Origin of the sequence: Sphingopyxis sp. USTB-05, assembly GCF_023822045.1 — a bacterium.
In the GTDB taxonomy this organism is placed as follows: domain Bacteria; phylum Pseudomonadota; class Alphaproteobacteria; order Sphingomonadales; family Sphingomonadaceae; genus Sphingopyxis.
In genome coordinates this window covers 4,303,343-4,320,106 of the sequence record NZ_CP084712.1, presented here as the reverse complement: position 1 = coordinate 4,320,106, position 16,764 = coordinate 4,303,343, and the positions used below count along the sequence as shown (strand labels likewise).

The window sequence follows — 16,764 nt, the reverse complement described above, 5'->3', positions numbered from 1 at the left end:
TACGCAATGCGCTTATTTCCCGGCGGCGAAGAGGCCGATCAGCACGAGCAGGATGATCGTGATCGCCTGCCACTTCACGCGCGACATCATCATCTTGTTCTGCATCACCTGATTCTCGTGCGCCGTGCCGTCCACCTGGGCGCGGTGGCCTTGCGAGAAATAGAAGAGCCCCCGCGCTAGCGAGAAGAGGACGAAGCCGGCGGCAATTACGACGCCAATGATGAGCAGGATTTCCATGCTTCCACTCTAGGGATTTTGCAGCGAATAGCCAGCGGGAAGCCGGTCGGCCGCCAAATCGGCGGCGAGCGCCCGTCCATCGATACCCCCCGCGCGGAGCGAGGCGAGCGAGGCCGCGGCATCGCGTTTCGCCAGCCTTTTGCCATCGGGGCTGCAAACGAGTGCGTGGTGACGATAGAGCGGCGTCGGCAGGCCGAGCAGCGCCTGGAGCAGCCGGTGGACGTCGGTCGAGGCGATGAGGTCGGCGCCGCGGATGATGTGCGTCACGCCCATATCGGCATCGTCGAGCGTGCTCGCGAGATGATAGCTCACCGGTGCATCCTTGCGCGCGAGGACGATATCGCCGTGGGCCGCAGGATCGGCGGTGCGGAGCCCCTGCCCCACCTCTTCCCATATAAGCGCACCGGTTTCGGCCAGCGCGCGCGCCATGTCGAGGCGCCAGCAATGCGGTTCATCGGCGAGGCGGCGTGCCCGCTCGGTTTCGGACAGATTGCGGCAGGTCCCGGGATAGACCGCCCCGGATGGTCCGTGCGGCGCCGACAGACTCGCGGCGATATCGGCTCGGGTGCAGAAGCAGGGATAGACCAACGCACGCGACCGGAGTTCGGCAAGCGTGGCGGCATAATCGTCAAGCCGCGCCGACTGGCGCACCGGATCACCGTCCCGGCCGACCCCGAGCCAGTCGAGATCGGCGAGCGAGGCCGCGACATATTCCTCCCGCGAGCGGCTGCCGTCGATATCGTCGATGCGGATCAGGAAGCGGCCAGCGGCGCCGCGCGCAGCCGTGTATGCAAGCACTGCGCTGTACGCGTGGCCAAGGTGAAGCTCGCCGGTCGGACTCGGGGCAAAACGTGTCAGCATTGGCGCCCTCCTGAATCCATATGCTGTGCCGAGTCAAAGTGAATCATTCCATATCTTGCGGGCAGAAGCCCCCTTGACGTCAGAATCTGATAGGGCATGTAATGATGGTGTCACGCGCGGGAGGCAGTGGCGCGCTATCCCGTGAAGCAATGGGGGCAGCGTTATCTAGCCATGTTCCATCCCGATCTTGCCCGGCATCCCGATAGCTGTCCGGCACTCGTTCTCAACGCCGATTATACGCCGCTGAGCTATTATCCACTGAGCCTCTGGCCATGGCAGACCGCAGTGAAGGCGGTGTTCCTCGACCGCGTTACCATCGTCGAAAATTACGAACGCGAAATCCATTCGCCGACGCGGACGATGCCGATCCCGAGCGTGATCGCGCTGCGCCAATATGTGAAGCCGTCGGAGCATCCGGCCTTTACGCGTTTCAACCTGTTCCTGCGCGACCGCTTTGCGTGCCAATATTGCGGGTCGGGCAAGGAGCTGACCTTCGATCATGTCGTCCCGCGCCGGCTGGGCGGGCGCACGACGTGGGAGAATGTCGCGACCGCCTGTGCCCCGTGCAACCTCAAGAAGGGCGGCCGGACGCCGCAACAGGCGCATATGCCGCTCTATCGCCAGCCCTGGCGCCCGACGAGTTGGCAGCTACAGGACAATGGCCGAGCCTTTCCGCCGAATTATCTGCACACGAGCTGGATCGACTGGCTTTATTGGGATGTTGAACTGGAGGGCTGAAGGGCGCACAACGGCGACGACAGCATGGGTTCACCTCGATGGGACTAGGCGCCCGCCAACCATCGAAAAAAGGAGAAACATCATGGTTCGCATTACCCGTATGCTGGCCGTCGGCATCGTTGCCGCACCGCTGCTCGCCGCTTGCGCGACGATTCCGCCCGCCGAACAACCCGTGTCGGTCACCGGCAGCATCACCTATCGCGAGCGCATGGCGCTGCCGCCGACCGCGCAGGTCGAAGTGACACTCGCCGACGTCAGCCTGATGGACGCACCGTCAAAGACGATCGCGCAGCAGTCATTCACTGCCGACGGACGGCAGGTGCCCTTCGCCTTCACGCTGACGGTCGACCAGCGCCAGCTCGATCCGCGCCACAGCTATGCGGTGTCGGCGCGCATCACCGACGCGTCGGGCAGGCTGATGTTCATCACCGACACGCGCAATAGCGTTACGTTCGATGGCCGCCGCGCAATCGATCTGGGAACGTTGATGCTGGTCGAGACGCGCTGACATCGAACCGAGCGAAGTGGGTGATTGCCGAAAGTTGGCGTGAAGGAACATGCGCAACTCTGTTACGTTCGACGTACATCGGACAATCGATTTGGGGTCACTCCACGTCGTCGAGACGAACTGATCTTATAGAAGCATAGCTATGCGCGCCTTGACGCTGTGCCTTCGCAGGTGCAGCAATCCGCCGCATGGGCCCGCCTATCCAGATCTCGCAAAATCCCGACATCCGCTATTTGGGGCGGATCCTCGGCGACGTCATCCGCACCTATGGCGGCGACAAATTGTTCCGCCAGACCGAATATATCCGCTCGTCGAGCGTCGACCGCCATCGCGGGATCGCGGGTGCCGAGGCGATCGATCCGGGGCTCGATGCGCTGAGCCTCGACGACACGATCGCGTTCGTGCGCGGGTTCATGCTCTTCTCGATGCTCGCGAACCTTGCCGAAGACCGGCAGGGGGTTGCCGCCGAGCCCGAGGCCACGGTCGCCGCGGCGATCGAAAAGCTGCGCGCGGACGGGATCGACGGCAATGCGATCACGGCGCTTCTCAGCGCCTCGCTCGTCGCGCCGGTGCTGACCGCGCACCCGACCGAGGTGCGGCGCAAGTCGGTGCTCGATCACAAGAACCGCATCGCCGAACTGATGCTGCTGCGCGATGCCGGCGCCGAAGAGACGCCCGAGGGCGATGTCGTCGAGGATGCGATCCGGCGGCAGATCGTGCTGCTGTGGCAGACGCGCCCGCTGCGCACCGAGAAATTGTTCGTTGCCGACGAAATCGACAATGCGCTGACCTATTTGCGCGACGTCTTCCTGCCCGTCGTGCCGAAGCTTTATGCGCGCTGGGAAGCCGAACTGGGCCAGCGCCCCGCGAGCTTTCTGCGCGTCGGCAGCTGGATCGGCGGCGACCGCGACGGCAATCCCTTCGTCACGGCCGAGACGATGCACATGGCGACGGGGCGCAACGCCGCTGCGGTTCTCGGCCATTATATCGACGCGGTTCATGGGCTGGGCGCCGAGCTGTCGGTGTCGGCAAGCCTCGCCGCGGTTCCAGAAGCGGTCGAAGCGCTGGCCGAAGCGAGCGGCGATGCCGCGCCGAGCCGCCGCGACGAGCCCTATCGCCGCGCCTTGTCAGGTATTTATGCCCGGCTTTGTGCGACTTATGCGCAGATCGTCGGCCGCGCACCGCCGCGGCCCTCGGCGCTGACCGGCGCGCCCTACGCCACCCCCGCCGACTTCCGCCGCGACCTCGTCACGATCGCCAACGGCCTGTCGGCGAACAGCCAGGGCCAGTTCGGCGGCATCGGGGCATTGGGGCGGCTGATCCGCGCGGTCGAAGTGTTCGGATTCCATCTCGCGACGCTTGACATGCGGCAGAATAGCGCCGTGCACGAACGCGTCCTCGCCGAATTGCTGTCGGTATCGGGCGTGTGCGCCGATTATCTGGCGCTAGGCGAAGAAGAGCGCGTCGCGTTGCTGACGGCGGAGCTGCAAAGCGACCGGCCGCTCGCGGCGCCGTGGCATCAGTGGAGCGACGAGACTGCCGGCGAACTCGCGATCGTCCACGCCGCCGCCGATGTCCGCGCGCGGCTGGGGCAGGACGCGATCTGCCAGTGGATCATCAGCATGGCGCAGGAATTGTCCGACCTGCTCGAAGTCCATATCCTCGCGCGTGAAGCGGGGCTGTGGCGGAGCGGCGACGCGGCAGGACAATCGAACCTGATGGTCGTGCCCTTGTTCGAGACGATCGCCGACCTCGATCGCGCGCCCGCAATCATGGCGCGTTATTTCGCGATGCCCGAAATCGGCCCGCAGATCGGCCAGCGCGGGCATCAGGAAGTGATGATCGGCTATTCGGATTCGAACAAGGATGGCGGGTATCTGACCTCGACCTGGGGATTGCACCAAGCGTCGCAGGCGCTGACCCCGGTGTTCGAGGATGCCGACACCGCGATGCAATTGTTCCATGGCCGCGGCGGCGCGGTCGGGCGCGGCGGGGGCAGCGCCTTTGCCGCGATCCGCGCGCAGCCCGCGGGGACGGTGCAGGGACGCATCCGCATCACCGAACAGGGCGAAGTGATCGCGGCGAAATATGGCACGGCGGCGAGCGCGGCGACGAACCTTGAGGCGATGGTGTCGGCCAGCCTGCTCGCGAGCCTCGAGCCCGAGGCGCTGAGCGATACCGATGCGGTCCGCTTTACCGCGGCGATGGACCAGCTGTCGGACGGCGCCTTCGCTGCCTATCGCGGGCTGGTCTATGACACGCCGACCTTCAAGGATTTCTTCCGCGCGATGACGCCGATCGCGGAAATTGCGACGCTGAAAATCGGGTCGCGGCCGTCGAGCCGCACCAAATCGAGCGCGATCGAGGATCTGCGCGCCATTCCCTGGGTGTTCAGCTGGGCGCAGTCGCGCGCGATGCTGCCGGGCTGGTACGGCACCGGCGAAGGCTTTGCGGCGTTCGAGGACAAGGCGCTGCTCGCCGACATGGCGGCGGGCTGGCCCTTCTTTGCCGCGCTGCTCGGCAATATGGAGATGGTGCTCGCGAAATCCGACATGGGGATTGCGGCGCGCTATGCCGAACTTGCCGGGCATATCGACGGGCATGATGCGATTTTCGGCCGCATCCGCGACGGGTGGAATCGCGCGCATGACGGCTTGCTCGACATCACCGGCCAGACGCGGCTGCTCGACAAGAATCCCGCGCTCGAAGCGTCGATCCGGCTGCGCCTGCCCTATATCGAGCCGCTGAACCTGCTCCAGATCGAGCTGATGAAGCGCCACCGCGCCGGGGAAACCGATCCGCGCATCGCCGAGGGTATCCAGCTGACGATCAACGCGATCGCGACGGCGCTGCGGAATAGCGGCTAGACCAACTCAACCCGTCATTGCGAGCGAAGCGAAGCAATCCAGAGTGTGCGTAAACCGCTCTGGATTGCTTCGCTTCGCTCGCAATGACGATGGGGTTTGAGGGGCGCCTCAGCTCTTGGTGATCACAACCTCGCCCTTGGCGTTCGCGCCATCGGGGCCGAATTTGATCGTGAAGTCGGCGCCGTCCTTGTCCTTGCCCGCGAGCGTGTCGCCGCTGCGCGTGACCTTGACGTCCTTTTTGGCGAACTCGCCCGCCATCCAGTCGGCCGCCTTCGTCGGTGCGGCGGGCGAGGTGAAGCCCAGTTTGACGACCGCCTTGTCGGTGCCATTCTTGTCGTTGGCGTCGACGTTGACCGTCGTGACCTTGCTGCCCGGATAGAGTTTCACGCCGTCGATGTCGAAATCGCTCTCGATATCGAGGTCGACGAAATCGGGAATATCGATGTCGATCGCGGCGCCATCGCCCCCGATCTTGATATTGCCGCCGTCCTTGCCGGTCTTGATCTGGACTCCGCCATGCTCGTCGCCGGCGTTGATCGAGACCTGGGTGCCGCTCTCGGAATTTTTCTCCTCCGAGCCGCAGGCGGCGAGGAGCATCATCGGCGGAATGAGGAAGGCGAGACGCATGAACTATCTCCTTGGTGCGTTAGTTATATAATACACCTTGGGAATTAGCGAGTCAATCTATCCGCTTTCGTCATGCCGGACTTGATCCGGCATCCCGCTTTTTCGACGTTTCACAGCGGGACCCCGGATCAAGTCCGGGGTGACGAGGAAATAGATTTACGCGTCGATGCTGGTGCGCAAATCGCCGTGGACCAGACCGCCGTCGACGGTGATCGTGTCACCGACGACATAGTCGCCCGCCTTCGATGCGAGGAAGATCGCGGCGCCCGCCATATCTTCGGGCACGCCGATGCGCTTGACCGGGATGCTCTTGGCGACCGCATCGCCATGGTCGCGCGCCGCCTTGTTCATGTCCGACTGGAAGGCGCCGGGGGCGATCGCGGTAACGAGGATGTGATCGGTGACGAGCCGCGCGGCGAGGCGCTTGGTGAGATAGAGGATCGCCGCCTTCGACGCGTGATAGCTGTAGGTTTCCCACGGGTTCAGCCGCTGGCCGTCGATCGAGCCGATGTTGATGACCTTTGCCGGACGGTCGGCGGTGCCACCCGCTTTCAACAATCCGTGCAGCGCCTGCGTCAGGAAGAAGGGCGATTTGACGTTGATGTCCATCACCTTGTCCCAGCCCGCCTCGGGGAAGCCCTCGAACGGTTCGCCCCACGCCGCGCCCGCATTGTTGACGAGAATGTCGAGCCGTTCCTCGCGCGCTTCGAGCTCCTTGGCGAGCGCGCGGCATCCCTCGACGGTCGACAGGTCGACCGGCAGGCCGATGACCTTGCCCGGATAGCGCGTTTCGAAATCGGCGACGGCTTCCTCGATCTGCGCGGTCTTGCGCGCCGAGATATAGACGCGCGCAGCGCCCGCGGCGAGATAGCCCTCGACGATCATCTTGCCGATCCCGCGCGAGCCGCCGGTGACGAGTGCGATGCGGCCGTCGAGGCCGAACATGTCCTGAAGATTCATTGTCTTTCTCCCCGGCTCAATAGCCGTTCATCCGCGCGACCTGGTCGATGTGATAATGCACATCGCCCATAAATTCGGCGAGCGCGCGGTCGCGTTTCATATAGAGGCCGATGTCATATTCGTCGGTCATGCCGATGCCGCCGTGCATCTGCACGCCTTCGCGCACCGCGAGGTTGGCGGCGCGACCGGCTTTGGCTTTCGCGACCGAGACCATCAGCTTCGCGCCTTCGCTGCCTTCATCGAGCAGTTGCTGCGCCTTCATCACCGTGGCGCGCGCGACTTCCATTTCGCCGTAAAGATGCGCGGCGCGGTGCTGGAGCCCCTGGAACTCGCCGATCAGCTTGCCGAACTGCTTGCGTTCCTTGAGGTAATTGACCGTCATGTCCATCGCGCCCTGCCCGACGCCGACCAACTCGGCGGCCGAACCGGTTCGCGTTGCAGCGAGCAGCGCGTCGAGGATCTGCTGACCCGCATCGACTTCGCCGATCACTGCATCGGCATCGACTTCGACGCCATCGAGCGTGACATGGCTGGCGAGGCTCGAATCGACGAGCCGCCGCGGATCGGCGGTCACGCCCTTCGCGTCCTTCGGCACCGCGAACAGCGTGATGCCGCCGTCGGTCTTTGCCGCGACGATGCTGACGTCGGCAACATGGCCGTGGAGAACGAAGCTTTTCTTGCCGTCCAACCGGAATCCGTTGCCCGCACGCGTCGCGGTCGTCGCGATACGGTCAGGGCGATGCTTGGCGCCTTCATCGATCGCGAGCGCGACAATCGCTTCTCCGCTGGCAATGGCGGGGAGCCACCGGCCCGCCTGCGTGCCACCCGCCTTGGCAAGCGCCGCAACCGCACCGACGCTGGTCGACAGGAAGGGTGACGGAGTCAGGTTGCGGCCAATTTCCTCGAGCACGATGCCCGCCTCCATATGCCCCATGCCGAGCCCGCCATGTTCCTCGGGAACGAGCATGCCCGGCAGGCCCATTTCGGTGAACTGCGCCCAAAGGTCGCGCGAAAAGCCTGTGGCATCGGCGCTGTCGCGGAGCCCACGCAGGTGCGACACCGGCGCCTGTTCGGCCACGAAGGGTGCGACGCTGTCCTTGAGCATCGCCTGATCGTCATTGTGATAGAGAGGCATGGGTCAGGCTCCGGGCAGGTCGAGAATACGCTTGGCGATAACGTTGAGCATGACTTCGCTCGTCCCGCCTTCGATCGAATTGGCCTTGGTGCGCAGCCAGCCGCGCGCCCGCGCCCCGCCCTTCGTCTCTTCGCTATCCCATTCGAGCGCCTCGCTGCCGCCGCCCGACATCACCAGTTCATGGCGGCGCTTGTTGAGTTCGGTGCCGACATATTTCATCATGTTCGAGCTGGCGGGATGCGCGCGGCCGGTCTTCCACATGTCCATGAAACGCTCGCCCATCGCGCGATAGGCAAATACGTCGACGTCGAACGCCGCCATTTCTGCGCGCAGGATCGGATCGTCGAGTTCGCCCGCCGCATTCTTGCCGATCGCCTTGGCGAATGCGCCGCCGATGCTGACCATGTCGCCGCCAGCGCCGCCGCCCGAGATCATCTCGCGTTCGTGGCCCAGCAGATATTTGGCGACGTCCCAGCCGCGGTTGATCTCGCCGATATATTGCGTCTTCGGCACTTCGACATCGTCGAAGAAGGTTTCGCAGAACGGGCTGTTACCGCTGATCAGCAGGATCGGCTTGGTCGTGACGCCCTTGCTCGCCATGTCGAAGAGCATGAAGGTGATGCCCTGATATTTGTTCGCCTTGTCGGTGCGGACGAGGCAGAAAATCCAGTCGGCCTTGTCGGCATAGCTCGTCCAGATCTTCGACCCGTTGACGACCCAATGATCGCCCTTGTCCTCACCGAAGGTCTGCAAGCTGACGAGATCGCTGCCCGATCCGGGCTCCGAATATCCCTGGCACCAGCGGATTTCGCCGCGCGCGATCGGGTTCAGATATTGAACCTTCTGCTCCTCGGTGCCGAATTGCAGCAGCGCGGGGCCGAGCATCCAGATGCCGAAGCTATCAAGCGGCGAGCGCGCGTTGATGCGCTTCATTTCCTGTTTGAGGACCTTGGTCTGCTCGGGAGTCAGCCCGGCGCCGCCATAGGGCTTCGGCCAATCGGGCACGGTATAACCCTTTGCCACACAGGCCTCGAGCCATTGCTTCTGGGCCTGATTCTTGAAGGTCCAATTGCGTCCGCCCCAGCAGACATCGCCTTCTTCGCGGATGGGCTCGCGCATTTCGGCAGGGCAGTTCGCCTCCAGCCAGCTGCGCACTTCGGCGCGAAAAGCGTCCAGATCGCTCATGTTTCAGGCTCCTCTTCCTGACCCAAATCTAGGAGCAGTCGCCTGCTTTACGCAAGCGTCAACTTGGGTCGACCCACCTGCCGTTACGGCGCCGTAGCGTCGGTTCGACCAGCGTTGACGCGGGTCCTTTGGCCCCTAAGCTAAGTGGCAAAAGAAAACGGGAGAATGGGTCATGCGATTCGCAGGCAAGGTAGCCGTCGTCACCGGCGCAGCGTCGGGCATCGGCAAAGCATCGGTCTTGAAACTGGCCAGCGAGGGCGCGCATGTCTTTGCCGCCGACATCGATGAAGCGGGCGGTCGCGCACTCGCCGAGCAGTCGAACGGCAAGATCGATTTCGTCCGCTGCGACGTTACCAAGCCCGGCGATATCGAGGCGTTGATGAACGAAGCGGCGGCGAAAGCCGGCGGCATCGATATCGTCTTCAACAATGCCGCCGCGGGCGGCGACCGCGCGCCGATCGACGAGATCAGCCCCGAAGGCTGGGACCGGACGATGGACCTGGTGCTGAAGTCGGTCGCGATGGGCATCCGTTATGCCGCGCCGCATATGAAGGGCCGCAAGGGCGCGAGCATTGTTAATACGGCGAGTGTCGCGGCGCTCGGCGCGGGCTATTCGCCGATCGCCTATGCGGTCGCCAAGGCGGGCGTGCTGCATCTCAGCAAGGTCGCGGCGACTGATCTGGCGCAATATGGTATCCGCGTGAACGCCATCTGCCCCGGATTCATCAATACGAACATCTTCACCGCCTCGCTCGAAGTGCCGGGCGAACTCAAGACGCAGGCGAATGAAGTGATCGCGCAGATGAGCGCGAATGCGCAGCCCGTCGCGCGCGGCGGTCAGCCCGAGGATATCGCCAACGCCGTCGCCTATCTGGCGAGCGAGGAATCGAGCTTCATGACCGGCACGCATCTTCTCGTCGACGGCGGGCTCACGATCGGCCAGCGCCATGCTTGGGACAAGGAAACGCCGGGCATGTTCGACGCTCTGCTCGCGATGGAGGAAGCGGCAAAGGCCGGGGCCGCCGCGTGAGCGCTGCAAGCGTCGCGGCGCCGAAAGCCGAGCGCCTGCCCGTCTGGCTGAAGGTCACCCACGGGCTCGGCAGCATCGCTTACGGCGTCAAGGACAACGGCTTTTCGACCTTTCTGCTGCTCTTCTACAATCAGGTGATCGGGCTCGACGCCGGTATCGTCGGCGCCGCGATCATGGTCGCGCTGATCGCCGACGCTTTCGTCGATCCCGTGATCGGCGAGCTCACCGACCGGACGCGCAGCCGCTGGGGCCGCCGCCTGCCCTGGCTTTACGGCGCGCCGATCCCGCTCGCGATCGCGTGGATGCTGCTGTGGAGCCCGCCCGAGATGAGCGACACGATGACCGTCGCCTGGCTGATCGGCCTTGCGATCGTCGTCCGCTCGCTGGTGTCGATGTGCGAAGTCCCCTCGGTCGCGATCGTGCCCGAACTCACCGCCGACTATGACGAGCGAACCGCGGTGATGCGCTTTCGCTTCCTGTTCGGCTGGGGCGGCGGGCTCGTCATCCTGCTGCTCGCCTATGGCGTCTTTTTCGGTGGCGCGAAGGGGCTCGTCGATCCCGACGGCTATTTCCCCTATGCGCTCGCCGGCGCGCTGATGATGTCGGGCGCGGTGCTGATCTCCGCCGCCGGGCAGCACAAAAGGATCGCCGTGTCGAACCTCGCCGATGTGAAACCGCCGACGACGCTGCGTCATATCGTGCGCGACATGCGCGACACGCTGTCGAACCGCGCCTTCCTTTGGCTCGTCTTCGCGGCGCTGTTCGGATATGTGAATCAAGGCATCACCTTCTCGATGAACAATTATCTGCTCGGCTTTTTCTGGCAGTTCACGCAGGGTGAGATGATCGCCTATGTCTTCCTGCTTTTCGGGACGATGGTCGCGGCCTTTTTGCTGGTCGCGCCGCTCTCGGCAAAGCTCGGGAAGCGCGACGGCGCGATCCTTGCGGGCGCGGTCGCGCTGCTCGTCAACAGCGGCATCTATTTCGCGTGGATCCAGGGTGTCTTCCCCGGCCTGCCCGGCAAGCCGAGCGTCGCGGCGATGTTCGCACTCGTGTTCATATCCAACACCTTCTCGATCATGCTGATGATCCTGTCCTCGTCGATGATGGCCGATGTGGTCGAAGCGTCGCAGAGCGAGACGGGGCGCCGGTCGGAGGGGCTGTTCTTCGCCGGCTTTTTCTTCATGCAGAAATGCGCGACCGGCATCGGCATTTTTGCCGCGGGGCTGATCCTGTCCTTCGCGGCCTTTCCGGCGAATGCGAAGCCGGGCGAGGTCGGCAGCGACGTGCTCGGCAATCTCGCGCTCGGCTATGCGCTCTCGGTGCTCGTCATCGGCACGCTGGGGCTGATCGTGATGCGCAAATTCCCGATCTCGCGCGCCGATCACGAGGCGCGACTCGCGCTGCTGGGCGATGCCGCGCGCGCAGAGCCCGACGCGAGCGGAGCGCACCCGTAAGCGAAAAATGCGCGCTGTGACCAAATGAGGTAATTTTCGGACCGCAGGACTTGGCAAGGCCGGCGAATCGGTCCAAGGGTTTACGTAAACGTAAAGGGAAAGGAAGCGCAGATGGACTTCGATCTCACCGACCGGCAGGTCTATTGGCGCGACCGGGTCCGCGACTTCATCGAGCGCAAGGTTCGCCCTGCGGTCCCGACCTATTACGAGCAGGACAAGGCTGGCGATCGCTGGAAAGTCATTCAGGTGGTCGAGGATCTGAAGGCCGAGGCGAAAGAAGCCGGCATCTGGAACCTGTTCATGCCGCCCAAATCCGCTGCGCACCATCATGTCGACGAGACGTTCGAGTTCGAGGGGCCCGGCCTCTCCAACCTCGAATATGCGCTGTGCGCCGAGGAAATGGGTCGCGTTGGCTTTGCGAGCGAGGTGTTCAACTGCTCGGCGCCCGACACCGGCAATATGGAAGTCTTCCATCGCTACGGAACGCGCGCGCAGAAGGAAAAATATCTCGGCCGGTTGATGAATGGCGAGATCCGTTCGGCCTTTCTGATGACCGAGCCGCGCGTCGCATCGTCCGACGCGACCAATATCGAAACACGCATCGAGCGCGACGGTGACGATTATGTGATCAACGGCACCAAATGGTGGTCGTCGGGCGCCGGCGATCCGCGCTGCGAAATCGCGATCGTGATGGGCAAGACCGACTTTGCCGCCAAGCGCCACGCGCAGCAGTCGATGGTGCTGATGCCGCTCAACGCGCCGGGCGTGAACATCCTGCGCCACCTGCCCGTATTCGGTTATGACGATGCGCCGCACGGCCATATGGAAATCGAGCTGAAGGATGTCCGCGTCAACGCCGAGGAAGCGATGCTGCTCGGCGAAGGCCGCGGCTTCGAGATCGCGCAGGGGCGCCTTGGGCCGGGCCGCATCCACCATTGCATGCGCACGATCGGTGTGGCGGAAGAAGCGATTGCGAAGATGGCGAAGCGGCTGCAGTCGCGCGTCGCCTTTGGCAAGAAGGTCGCCGAATATAGCATCTGGGAACATCGCCTGGCCCGCGCGCGCATCGACATTGAGATGACGCGGTTGCTGTGCCTGAAGGCCGCCGACATGATGGACAAGGTCGGCAACAAGACCGCCGCCGCCGAGATTGCGATGATTAAGGTGCAGGCGCCGAACATGGCGCTGAAGATCATCGACGATGCGATCCAGGCGCATGGCGGCGCGGGCGTGTCGGAAGATTTCGGGCTCGCCAAGGCCTATGCGCATCAGCGCACGCTGCGGCTCGCCGACGGTCCCGACGAAGTGCATGAACGCGCGATCGCCCGGATCGAATTCGCCAAGCATAGCGAAGCGAGCCAGCCCGGCTTCTCGTCGGGCGACATCGGCGTTTCGCGTTAAAACCAGAACCGGAGAGATATTGTGACCAAAGCCGCGATTCTGATCGAGCCGGGCAAGCCGCTGTCGATCGAGGATGTCGTCGTCGCCGACTGCGGTCCGCATGAGGTGCGCATCCGCACCGCCGCATGCGGGCTCTGCCATTCGGACCTGCATTTCATCGACGGCGCCTATCCGCACCCCCTCCCCGCCATCCCCGGCCATGAAGCCGCGGGCATCGTCGAGGCGGTCGGCAGCGAAGTTCGCACGGTCAAGGTCGGCGACGCGGTCGTCACCTGCCTGTCGGCATTCTGCGGGCATTGCGAGTTTTGCGTCAGCGGGCGGATGTCATTGTGCATGGGCGGCGACACGCGCCGGGCCGCCGGATCGGCACCGCGGATCACGCGTCCCGACGGGTCGCCGGTGAACCAGATGCTCAACCTTTCGGCCTTTTCGGAGACGATGCTCGTCCACGAACATGCCTGCGTCGCGATCGACCCCGAAATGCCGCTCGACCGCGCCGCCGTCATCGGCTGCGCAGTGACGACGGGCGCGGGCACGATCTTCAACGCGTGCAAGGTGACGCCGGGTGAAACCGTCGCCGTCGTCGGTTGCGGCGGCGTGGGGCTCGCGACGATCAACGCCGCGAAGATCGCGGGCGCGGGGCGCATCATCGCCGCCGACCCGGTTCCCGAAAAGCGGGCGCTGGCGGTCAAGCTCGGCGCGACCGACGTCGTCGACGCACTCGCCGACGATGCCGCGAAGCAAATTCTGGAGCTGACCAAGGGCGGCGTCGACCATGCGATCGAAGCCGTCGGGCGGCCTGCGTCGGCAAGCCTAGCGGTCGCTTCGCTGCGCCGCGGCGGCACCGCGACGATCCTTGGCATGATGCCCCTGTCCGAGAAGGTCGGGCTGAGCGCGATGGACCTGCTGTCGGGCAAGAAATTGCAGGGCGCGATCATGGGGGGCAACCGCTTCCCGGTCGACATTCCGCGCCTCGTCGATTTTTATCTCCGCGGCCTGCTCGACCTCGACTCGATCGTCGCCGAGACGATCCCGCTCGCGAAGGTCAACGAAGGGTTCGACAAGATGAGGAAGGGCGACGCCGCACGGTCGGTGATCGTATTCGACCAATGACGCTCGACGCGCAAAAGGCGTTCAGCGGCACCGTCGCGCCCGAGGGCGCCGATGTGCTCGACGAGGCGAAGCTGACCGCGTGGATGGAAGCCAATGTAGAAGGTTTCGAAGGTCCGCTGACCCAGCATAAATTCGCCGGCGGCCAGTCGAACCCGACGTACAAGATCAGCGCGCCGTCGGGCAATTATGTCCTGCGGCGCAAACCCTATGGCCAGTTGCTTCCCTCGGCGCATGCGGTCGACCGCGAATATAAGGTGCAGGCGGGACTGTATAAGGCGGGCTTCCCCGTCGCGCGCCAATATGGGCTTTGCACCGATGACAGCGTCACCGGCAGCTGGTTCTATGTGATGGGGATGGTCGACGGCCATACGATCTGGGACGGCGCGATGCCGGGGTCGACCCCCGAAAACCGCCGCGCGACCTATGAGGCGATGATCGACACTCTCGCCGCGCTACATGCGGTCGATGTCGAAGCGGCGGGGCTGTCCGATTTCGGCAAGCCCGGCAATTATTTCGGTCGTCAAGTCGATCGCTGGACCAAGCAATATCGCCTCGCCGAAACCGAAACGATGGACGAGATGGAGCGGCTGATCGAATGGCTGCCCGCCACCTTGCCTGAACAGACGCGCACCAGCGTCGTCCATGGCGATTATCGCATCGACAATATGATCTTTGCCAAGGACCGGCCCGAAGTGCTCGCGGTGCTCGACTGGGAATTGTCGACGCTGGGCGATCCGCTCGCCGATTTCACCTATGTCGCCATGGCGTGGGTCACCGAGAATGGCGGGCGCTCCGGCGTTTCCGACCTTGATCGCAAGGCGCTCGGCATCCCCGAGCTCGACGAGATGGTCGAACGTTATTGCGCCGCCACCGGCCGCGATGGCGTGCCCGACATGAACTGGTATTTCGCCTATAATTTCTTCCGCCTCGCGGGCATCATCCAGGGCATCAAGAAGCGCGTGATCGAGGGAACCGCCTCGTCGCAGCACGCCAAGGATATGTCCGAACGCGTCCGTCCGCTCGCCGAGAAAGCGTGGGAATTCGCGAAGAAAGCCGGCGCATGAGCCTGTTCGACATGAGCGGCCAGGTGGCTTTGATCACCGGATCGTCGCGCGGTATCGGCAGGGCGACGGCCGAGGCCATGGCCGAACAGGGTGCGAAGGTCGTGATTTCGAGCCGCAAGCAGGATGCGTGCGACCAGGCGGCGGCCGAGATCAATGCGAAGTTCGGCGAAGGCACCGCGATCGCGATTGCCGCGAACATCTCTTCGAAAGACGATCTTCAGAATCTGGTGGACGAGGCGCGCGCAACCTTTGGCAAGATCACCGCGCTGGTCTGCAACGCCGCGTCCAACCCCTATTATGGCCCCGGCCTTGGGATCAGCGACGACCAGTTTCGCAAGATCATGGACAATAATATCCTGTCCAACCACTGGCTGATCACGATGGTCGCGCCCGAAATGCTCGAACGTGGCGAGGGTTCGATCACTATCATCAGCTCGATCGGTGGGCTCAAGGGATCGCCGATCATCGGTGCCTATGGGATTTCGAAGGCCGCCGACATGCAGGTCGCGCGAAATTTCTCGGTCGAGTTCGGACCGCGCGGGGTGCGCGTCAATTGCATCGCGCCCGGCCTGATCCGCACCGACATGGCGCGCGCATTGTGGGAAAATCCGGAGAATCTCAAACGATCGACGGCCGCTTCGACGCTAAAGCGGATCGGCGAACCGCACGAGATCGCGGGCGCTGCGGTCTTCCTCGCCAGCAAGGCGGGAGCATTCACCACCGGCCAGACCATCGTGTGCGATGGCGGAGCCACGATTTCGGGAGGCGCATGATGGGCGCATTGGACGGCAAGGTTGCGATCATTACCGGTGCGGGCAGCGGCATCGGCCGCGCGAGCGCGCTGCGCTTCGCCGCCGAGGGCGCGAAACTCGTCATCGGCGACAAGACGGCAGCGGTGCACGACACGGCGAAGCTGGTGAAGGATGCCGGCGGCGAGGTGATAGCGCTGGAGATCGACGCCGGGATCGAAGCAGACGTAGCTTCGCTCGTCGCGGCCGCAAAAGAGAATTTCGGCGGGCTCGACGTTGCGTTCGCCAATGCCGGGATCATCGGCGACATGGGGGGAATCTTCGATTTCGACCCCGCCGCCTGGGCCGAAACGCTGCGCGTCAACCTGATCGGCCCCGCGCTGATGGTGAAGCACGCCGGCAAGGCGATGGTCGATCAGGGTCGTGGCGGCGCGATCGTGCTGACCGCGAGCGTCGCGGGCCTGAACTCCGGCGCGGGCCCCGGCGCCTACTCGGCGTCGAAGGCGGGCGTTATCAATCTCGCCAAGGTCGCGGCACAGCAATTGTCGACGAGCGGCGTGCGCGTCAACGCGGTGTGCCCCGGCCTCACCGAAACCGGGATGACCAAACCGACCTTCGATTATGCCAAGGCGAAAGAGGTGACGCACAAGCTCGGCCAGCTCAACCCGCTCCGCCGTGCGGCGCAGCCCGAGGAACTCGCCAATGTCGCGCTGTTCCTTGCGAGCGACCAGGCAAGCTATATCAATGGACAGGCTATTGCCGTCGACGGCGGTCTGACAAGTTCGCATCCGGTCACGCGCCAGCTATTGGGGCAGACATCGCACTGACGGAG

16 protein-coding genes are annotated in these 16,764 nt (G+C 64.1%); 10 read left to right on the top strand and 6 right to left on the bottom strand.

Annotated features, from left to right (window positions below):
• Positions 1-12: 12 nt before the first annotated feature.
• Positions 13-237 (bottom strand): HIG1 domain-containing protein, encoded by a 225-nt coding sequence (locus tag KEC45_RS20015; protein ID WP_062185978.1) that lies wholly within the window; start codon positions 235-237, stop codon positions 13-15.
• Between the two features lie 9 nt (positions 238-246).
• A complete protein-coding gene (gene gluQRS / locus KEC45_RS20010) occupies positions 247-1,098 on the bottom strand; it encodes a tRNA glutamyl-Q(34) synthetase GluQRS (protein ID WP_252171260.1) in 852 nt (283 codons plus the stop codon).
• Positions 1,099-1,269: 171 nt separating this feature from the next.
• Between gluQRS and KEC45_RS20005 the strand changes: the two genes are divergently transcribed.
• From KEC45_RS20005 to ppc, 3 genes are all read left to right on the top strand, one after another.
• A complete protein-coding gene (locus KEC45_RS20005) occupies positions 1,270-1,836 on the top strand; it encodes an HNH endonuclease (protein WP_062185982.1) in 567 nt (188 codons plus the stop codon).
• Positions 1,837-1,918: 82 nt separating this feature from the next.
• On the top strand, positions 1,919-2,344 hold the full coding sequence (locus KEC45_RS20000; protein ID WP_062185983.1) for a YbaY family lipoprotein: 426 nt from the start codon (positions 1,919-1,921) through the stop codon (positions 2,342-2,344).
• A gap of 188 nt (positions 2,345-2,532) precedes the next feature.
• Positions 2,533-5,211, top strand: a complete 2,679-nt coding sequence (gene ppc / locus KEC45_RS19995; RefSeq protein WP_062185985.1) for a phosphoenolpyruvate carboxylase — start codon at positions 2,533-2,535, stop codon at positions 5,209-5,211.
• A gap of 108 nt (positions 5,212-5,319) precedes the next feature.
• On the opposite strand, the gene KEC45_RS19990 is transcribed toward ppc, so the two are convergent.
• From KEC45_RS19990 to KEC45_RS19975, 4 genes are all read right to left on the bottom strand, one after another.
• Positions 5,320-5,838 (bottom strand): hypothetical protein, encoded by a 519-nt coding sequence (locus KEC45_RS19990; protein ID WP_062185987.1) that lies wholly within the window; start codon positions 5,836-5,838, stop codon positions 5,320-5,322.
• A gap of 156 nt (positions 5,839-5,994) precedes the next feature.
• Positions 5,995-6,798, bottom strand: a complete 804-nt coding sequence (locus KEC45_RS19985) for an SDR family oxidoreductase (protein WP_062185989.1) — start codon at positions 6,796-6,798, stop codon at positions 5,995-5,997.
• Between the two features lie 16 nt (positions 6,799-6,814).
• On the bottom strand, positions 6,815-7,933 hold the full coding sequence (locus KEC45_RS19980) for an acyl-CoA dehydrogenase family protein (RefSeq protein ID WP_062185991.1): 1,119 nt from the start codon (positions 7,931-7,933) through the stop codon (positions 6,815-6,817).
• 3 nt (positions 7,934-7,936) lie between these two features.
• The gene (locus tag KEC45_RS19975) at positions 7,937-9,118 is read right to left on the bottom strand and encodes an acyl-CoA dehydrogenase family protein (protein WP_062185993.1); all 1,182 of its coding nucleotides are present in this window, start codon (positions 9,116-9,118) and stop codon (positions 7,937-7,939) included.
• 172 nt (positions 9,119-9,290) lie between these two features.
• Here KEC45_RS19975 and KEC45_RS19970 point away from each other — a divergent pair, with 172 nt between their 5' ends.
• The 7 genes from KEC45_RS19970 to KEC45_RS19940 all read left to right on the top strand — a co-directional run bounded on the left by KEC45_RS19970 (position 9,291) and on the right by KEC45_RS19940 (position 16,759).
• Positions 9,291-10,148 (top strand): SDR family NAD(P)-dependent oxidoreductase, encoded by an 858-nt coding sequence (locus tag KEC45_RS19970; RefSeq protein ID WP_062185995.1) that lies wholly within the window; start codon positions 9,291-9,293, stop codon positions 10,146-10,148.
• Positions 10,145-11,605 (top strand): MFS transporter, encoded by a 1,461-nt coding sequence (locus KEC45_RS19965; protein WP_062185997.1) that lies wholly within the window; start codon positions 10,145-10,147, stop codon positions 11,603-11,605. Before KEC45_RS19970 ends, KEC45_RS19965 begins: the two co-directional genes overlap by 4 nt.
• A 111-nt stretch (positions 11,606-11,716) precedes the next feature.
• Positions 11,717-13,006, top strand: coding sequence for an acyl-CoA dehydrogenase family protein (locus tag KEC45_RS19960; RefSeq protein WP_062185999.1), 1,290 nt, complete (start codon positions 11,717-11,719; stop codon positions 13,004-13,006).
• Positions 13,007-13,027: 21 nt separating this feature from the next.
• The gene (locus KEC45_RS19955; protein WP_062186002.1) at positions 13,028-14,119 is read left to right on the top strand and encodes a Zn-dependent alcohol dehydrogenase; all 1,092 of its coding nucleotides are present in this window, start codon (positions 13,028-13,030) and stop codon (positions 14,117-14,119) included.
• Positions 14,116-15,183 (top strand): phosphotransferase family protein, encoded by a 1,068-nt coding sequence (locus KEC45_RS19950; protein ID WP_062186004.1) that lies wholly within the window; start codon positions 14,116-14,118, stop codon positions 15,181-15,183. The genes KEC45_RS19955 and KEC45_RS19950 overlap by 4 nt, the downstream gene beginning before the upstream one ends.
• Positions 15,180-15,956 (top strand): SDR family NAD(P)-dependent oxidoreductase, encoded by a 777-nt coding sequence (locus tag KEC45_RS19945; protein ID WP_062186006.1) that lies wholly within the window; start codon positions 15,180-15,182, stop codon positions 15,954-15,956. The genes KEC45_RS19950 and KEC45_RS19945 overlap by 4 nt, the downstream gene beginning before the upstream one ends.
• The gene (locus tag KEC45_RS19940; protein ID WP_062187004.1) at positions 15,956-16,759 is read left to right on the top strand and encodes an SDR family NAD(P)-dependent oxidoreductase; all 804 of its coding nucleotides are present in this window, start codon (positions 15,956-15,958) and stop codon (positions 16,757-16,759) included. The genes KEC45_RS19945 and KEC45_RS19940 overlap by 1 nt, the downstream gene beginning before the upstream one ends.
• The last annotated feature ends 5 nt before the right edge of the window (positions 16,760-16,764 follow it).

Bases quoted from the DNA above. Each gene is read 5' to 3' on its own strand.
- KEC45_RS19980 (WP_062185991.1), bottom strand. From the start codon at position 7,933: ATGCCTCTCTATCACAATGACGATCAGGCGATGCTCAAGGACAGCGTC.
- KEC45_RS19940 (WP_062187004.1), top strand. From the start codon at position 15,956: ATGGGCGCATTGGACGGCAAGGTTGCGATCATTACCGGTGCGGGCAGC.
- KEC45_RS19950 (WP_062186004.1), top strand. From the start codon at position 14,116: ATGACGCTCGACGCGCAAAAGGCGTTCAGCGGCACCGTCGCGCCCGAG.
- KEC45_RS19990 (WP_062185987.1), bottom strand. From the start codon at position 5,838: ATGCGTCTCGCCTTCCTCATTCCGCCGATGATGCTCCTCGCCGCCTGC.
- KEC45_RS20015 (WP_062185978.1), bottom strand. From the start codon at position 237: ATGGAAATCCTGCTCATCATTGGCGTCGTAATTGCCGCCGGCTTCGTC.
- KEC45_RS19945 (WP_062186006.1), top strand. From the start codon at position 15,180: ATGAGCCTGTTCGACATGAGCGGCCAGGTGGCTTTGATCACCGGATCG.
- KEC45_RS19960 (WP_062185999.1), top strand. From the start codon at position 11,717: ATGGACTTCGATCTCACCGACCGGCAGGTCTATTGGCGCGACCGGGTC.
- KEC45_RS19985 (WP_062185989.1), bottom strand. From the start codon at position 6,798: ATGAATCTTCAGGACATGTTCGGCCTCGACGGCCGCATCGCACTCGTC.
- gluQRS (WP_252171260.1), bottom strand. From the start codon at position 1,098: ATGCTGACACGTTTTGCCCCGAGTCCGACCGGCGAGCTTCACCTTGGC.
- ppc (WP_062185985.1), top strand. From the start codon at position 2,533: ATGGGCCCGCCTATCCAGATCTCGCAAAATCCCGACATCCGCTATTTG.
- KEC45_RS20000 (WP_062185983.1), top strand. From the start codon at position 1,919: ATGGTTCGCATTACCCGTATGCTGGCCGTCGGCATCGTTGCCGCACCG.
- KEC45_RS19970 (WP_062185995.1), top strand. From the start codon at position 9,291: ATGCGATTCGCAGGCAAGGTAGCCGTCGTCACCGGCGCAGCGTCGGGC.
- KEC45_RS19975 (WP_062185993.1), bottom strand. From the start codon at position 9,118: ATGAGCGATCTGGACGCTTTTCGCGCCGAAGTGCGCAGCTGGCTGGAG.
- KEC45_RS20005 (WP_062185982.1), top strand. From the start codon at position 1,270: ATGTTCCATCCCGATCTTGCCCGGCATCCCGATAGCTGTCCGGCACTC.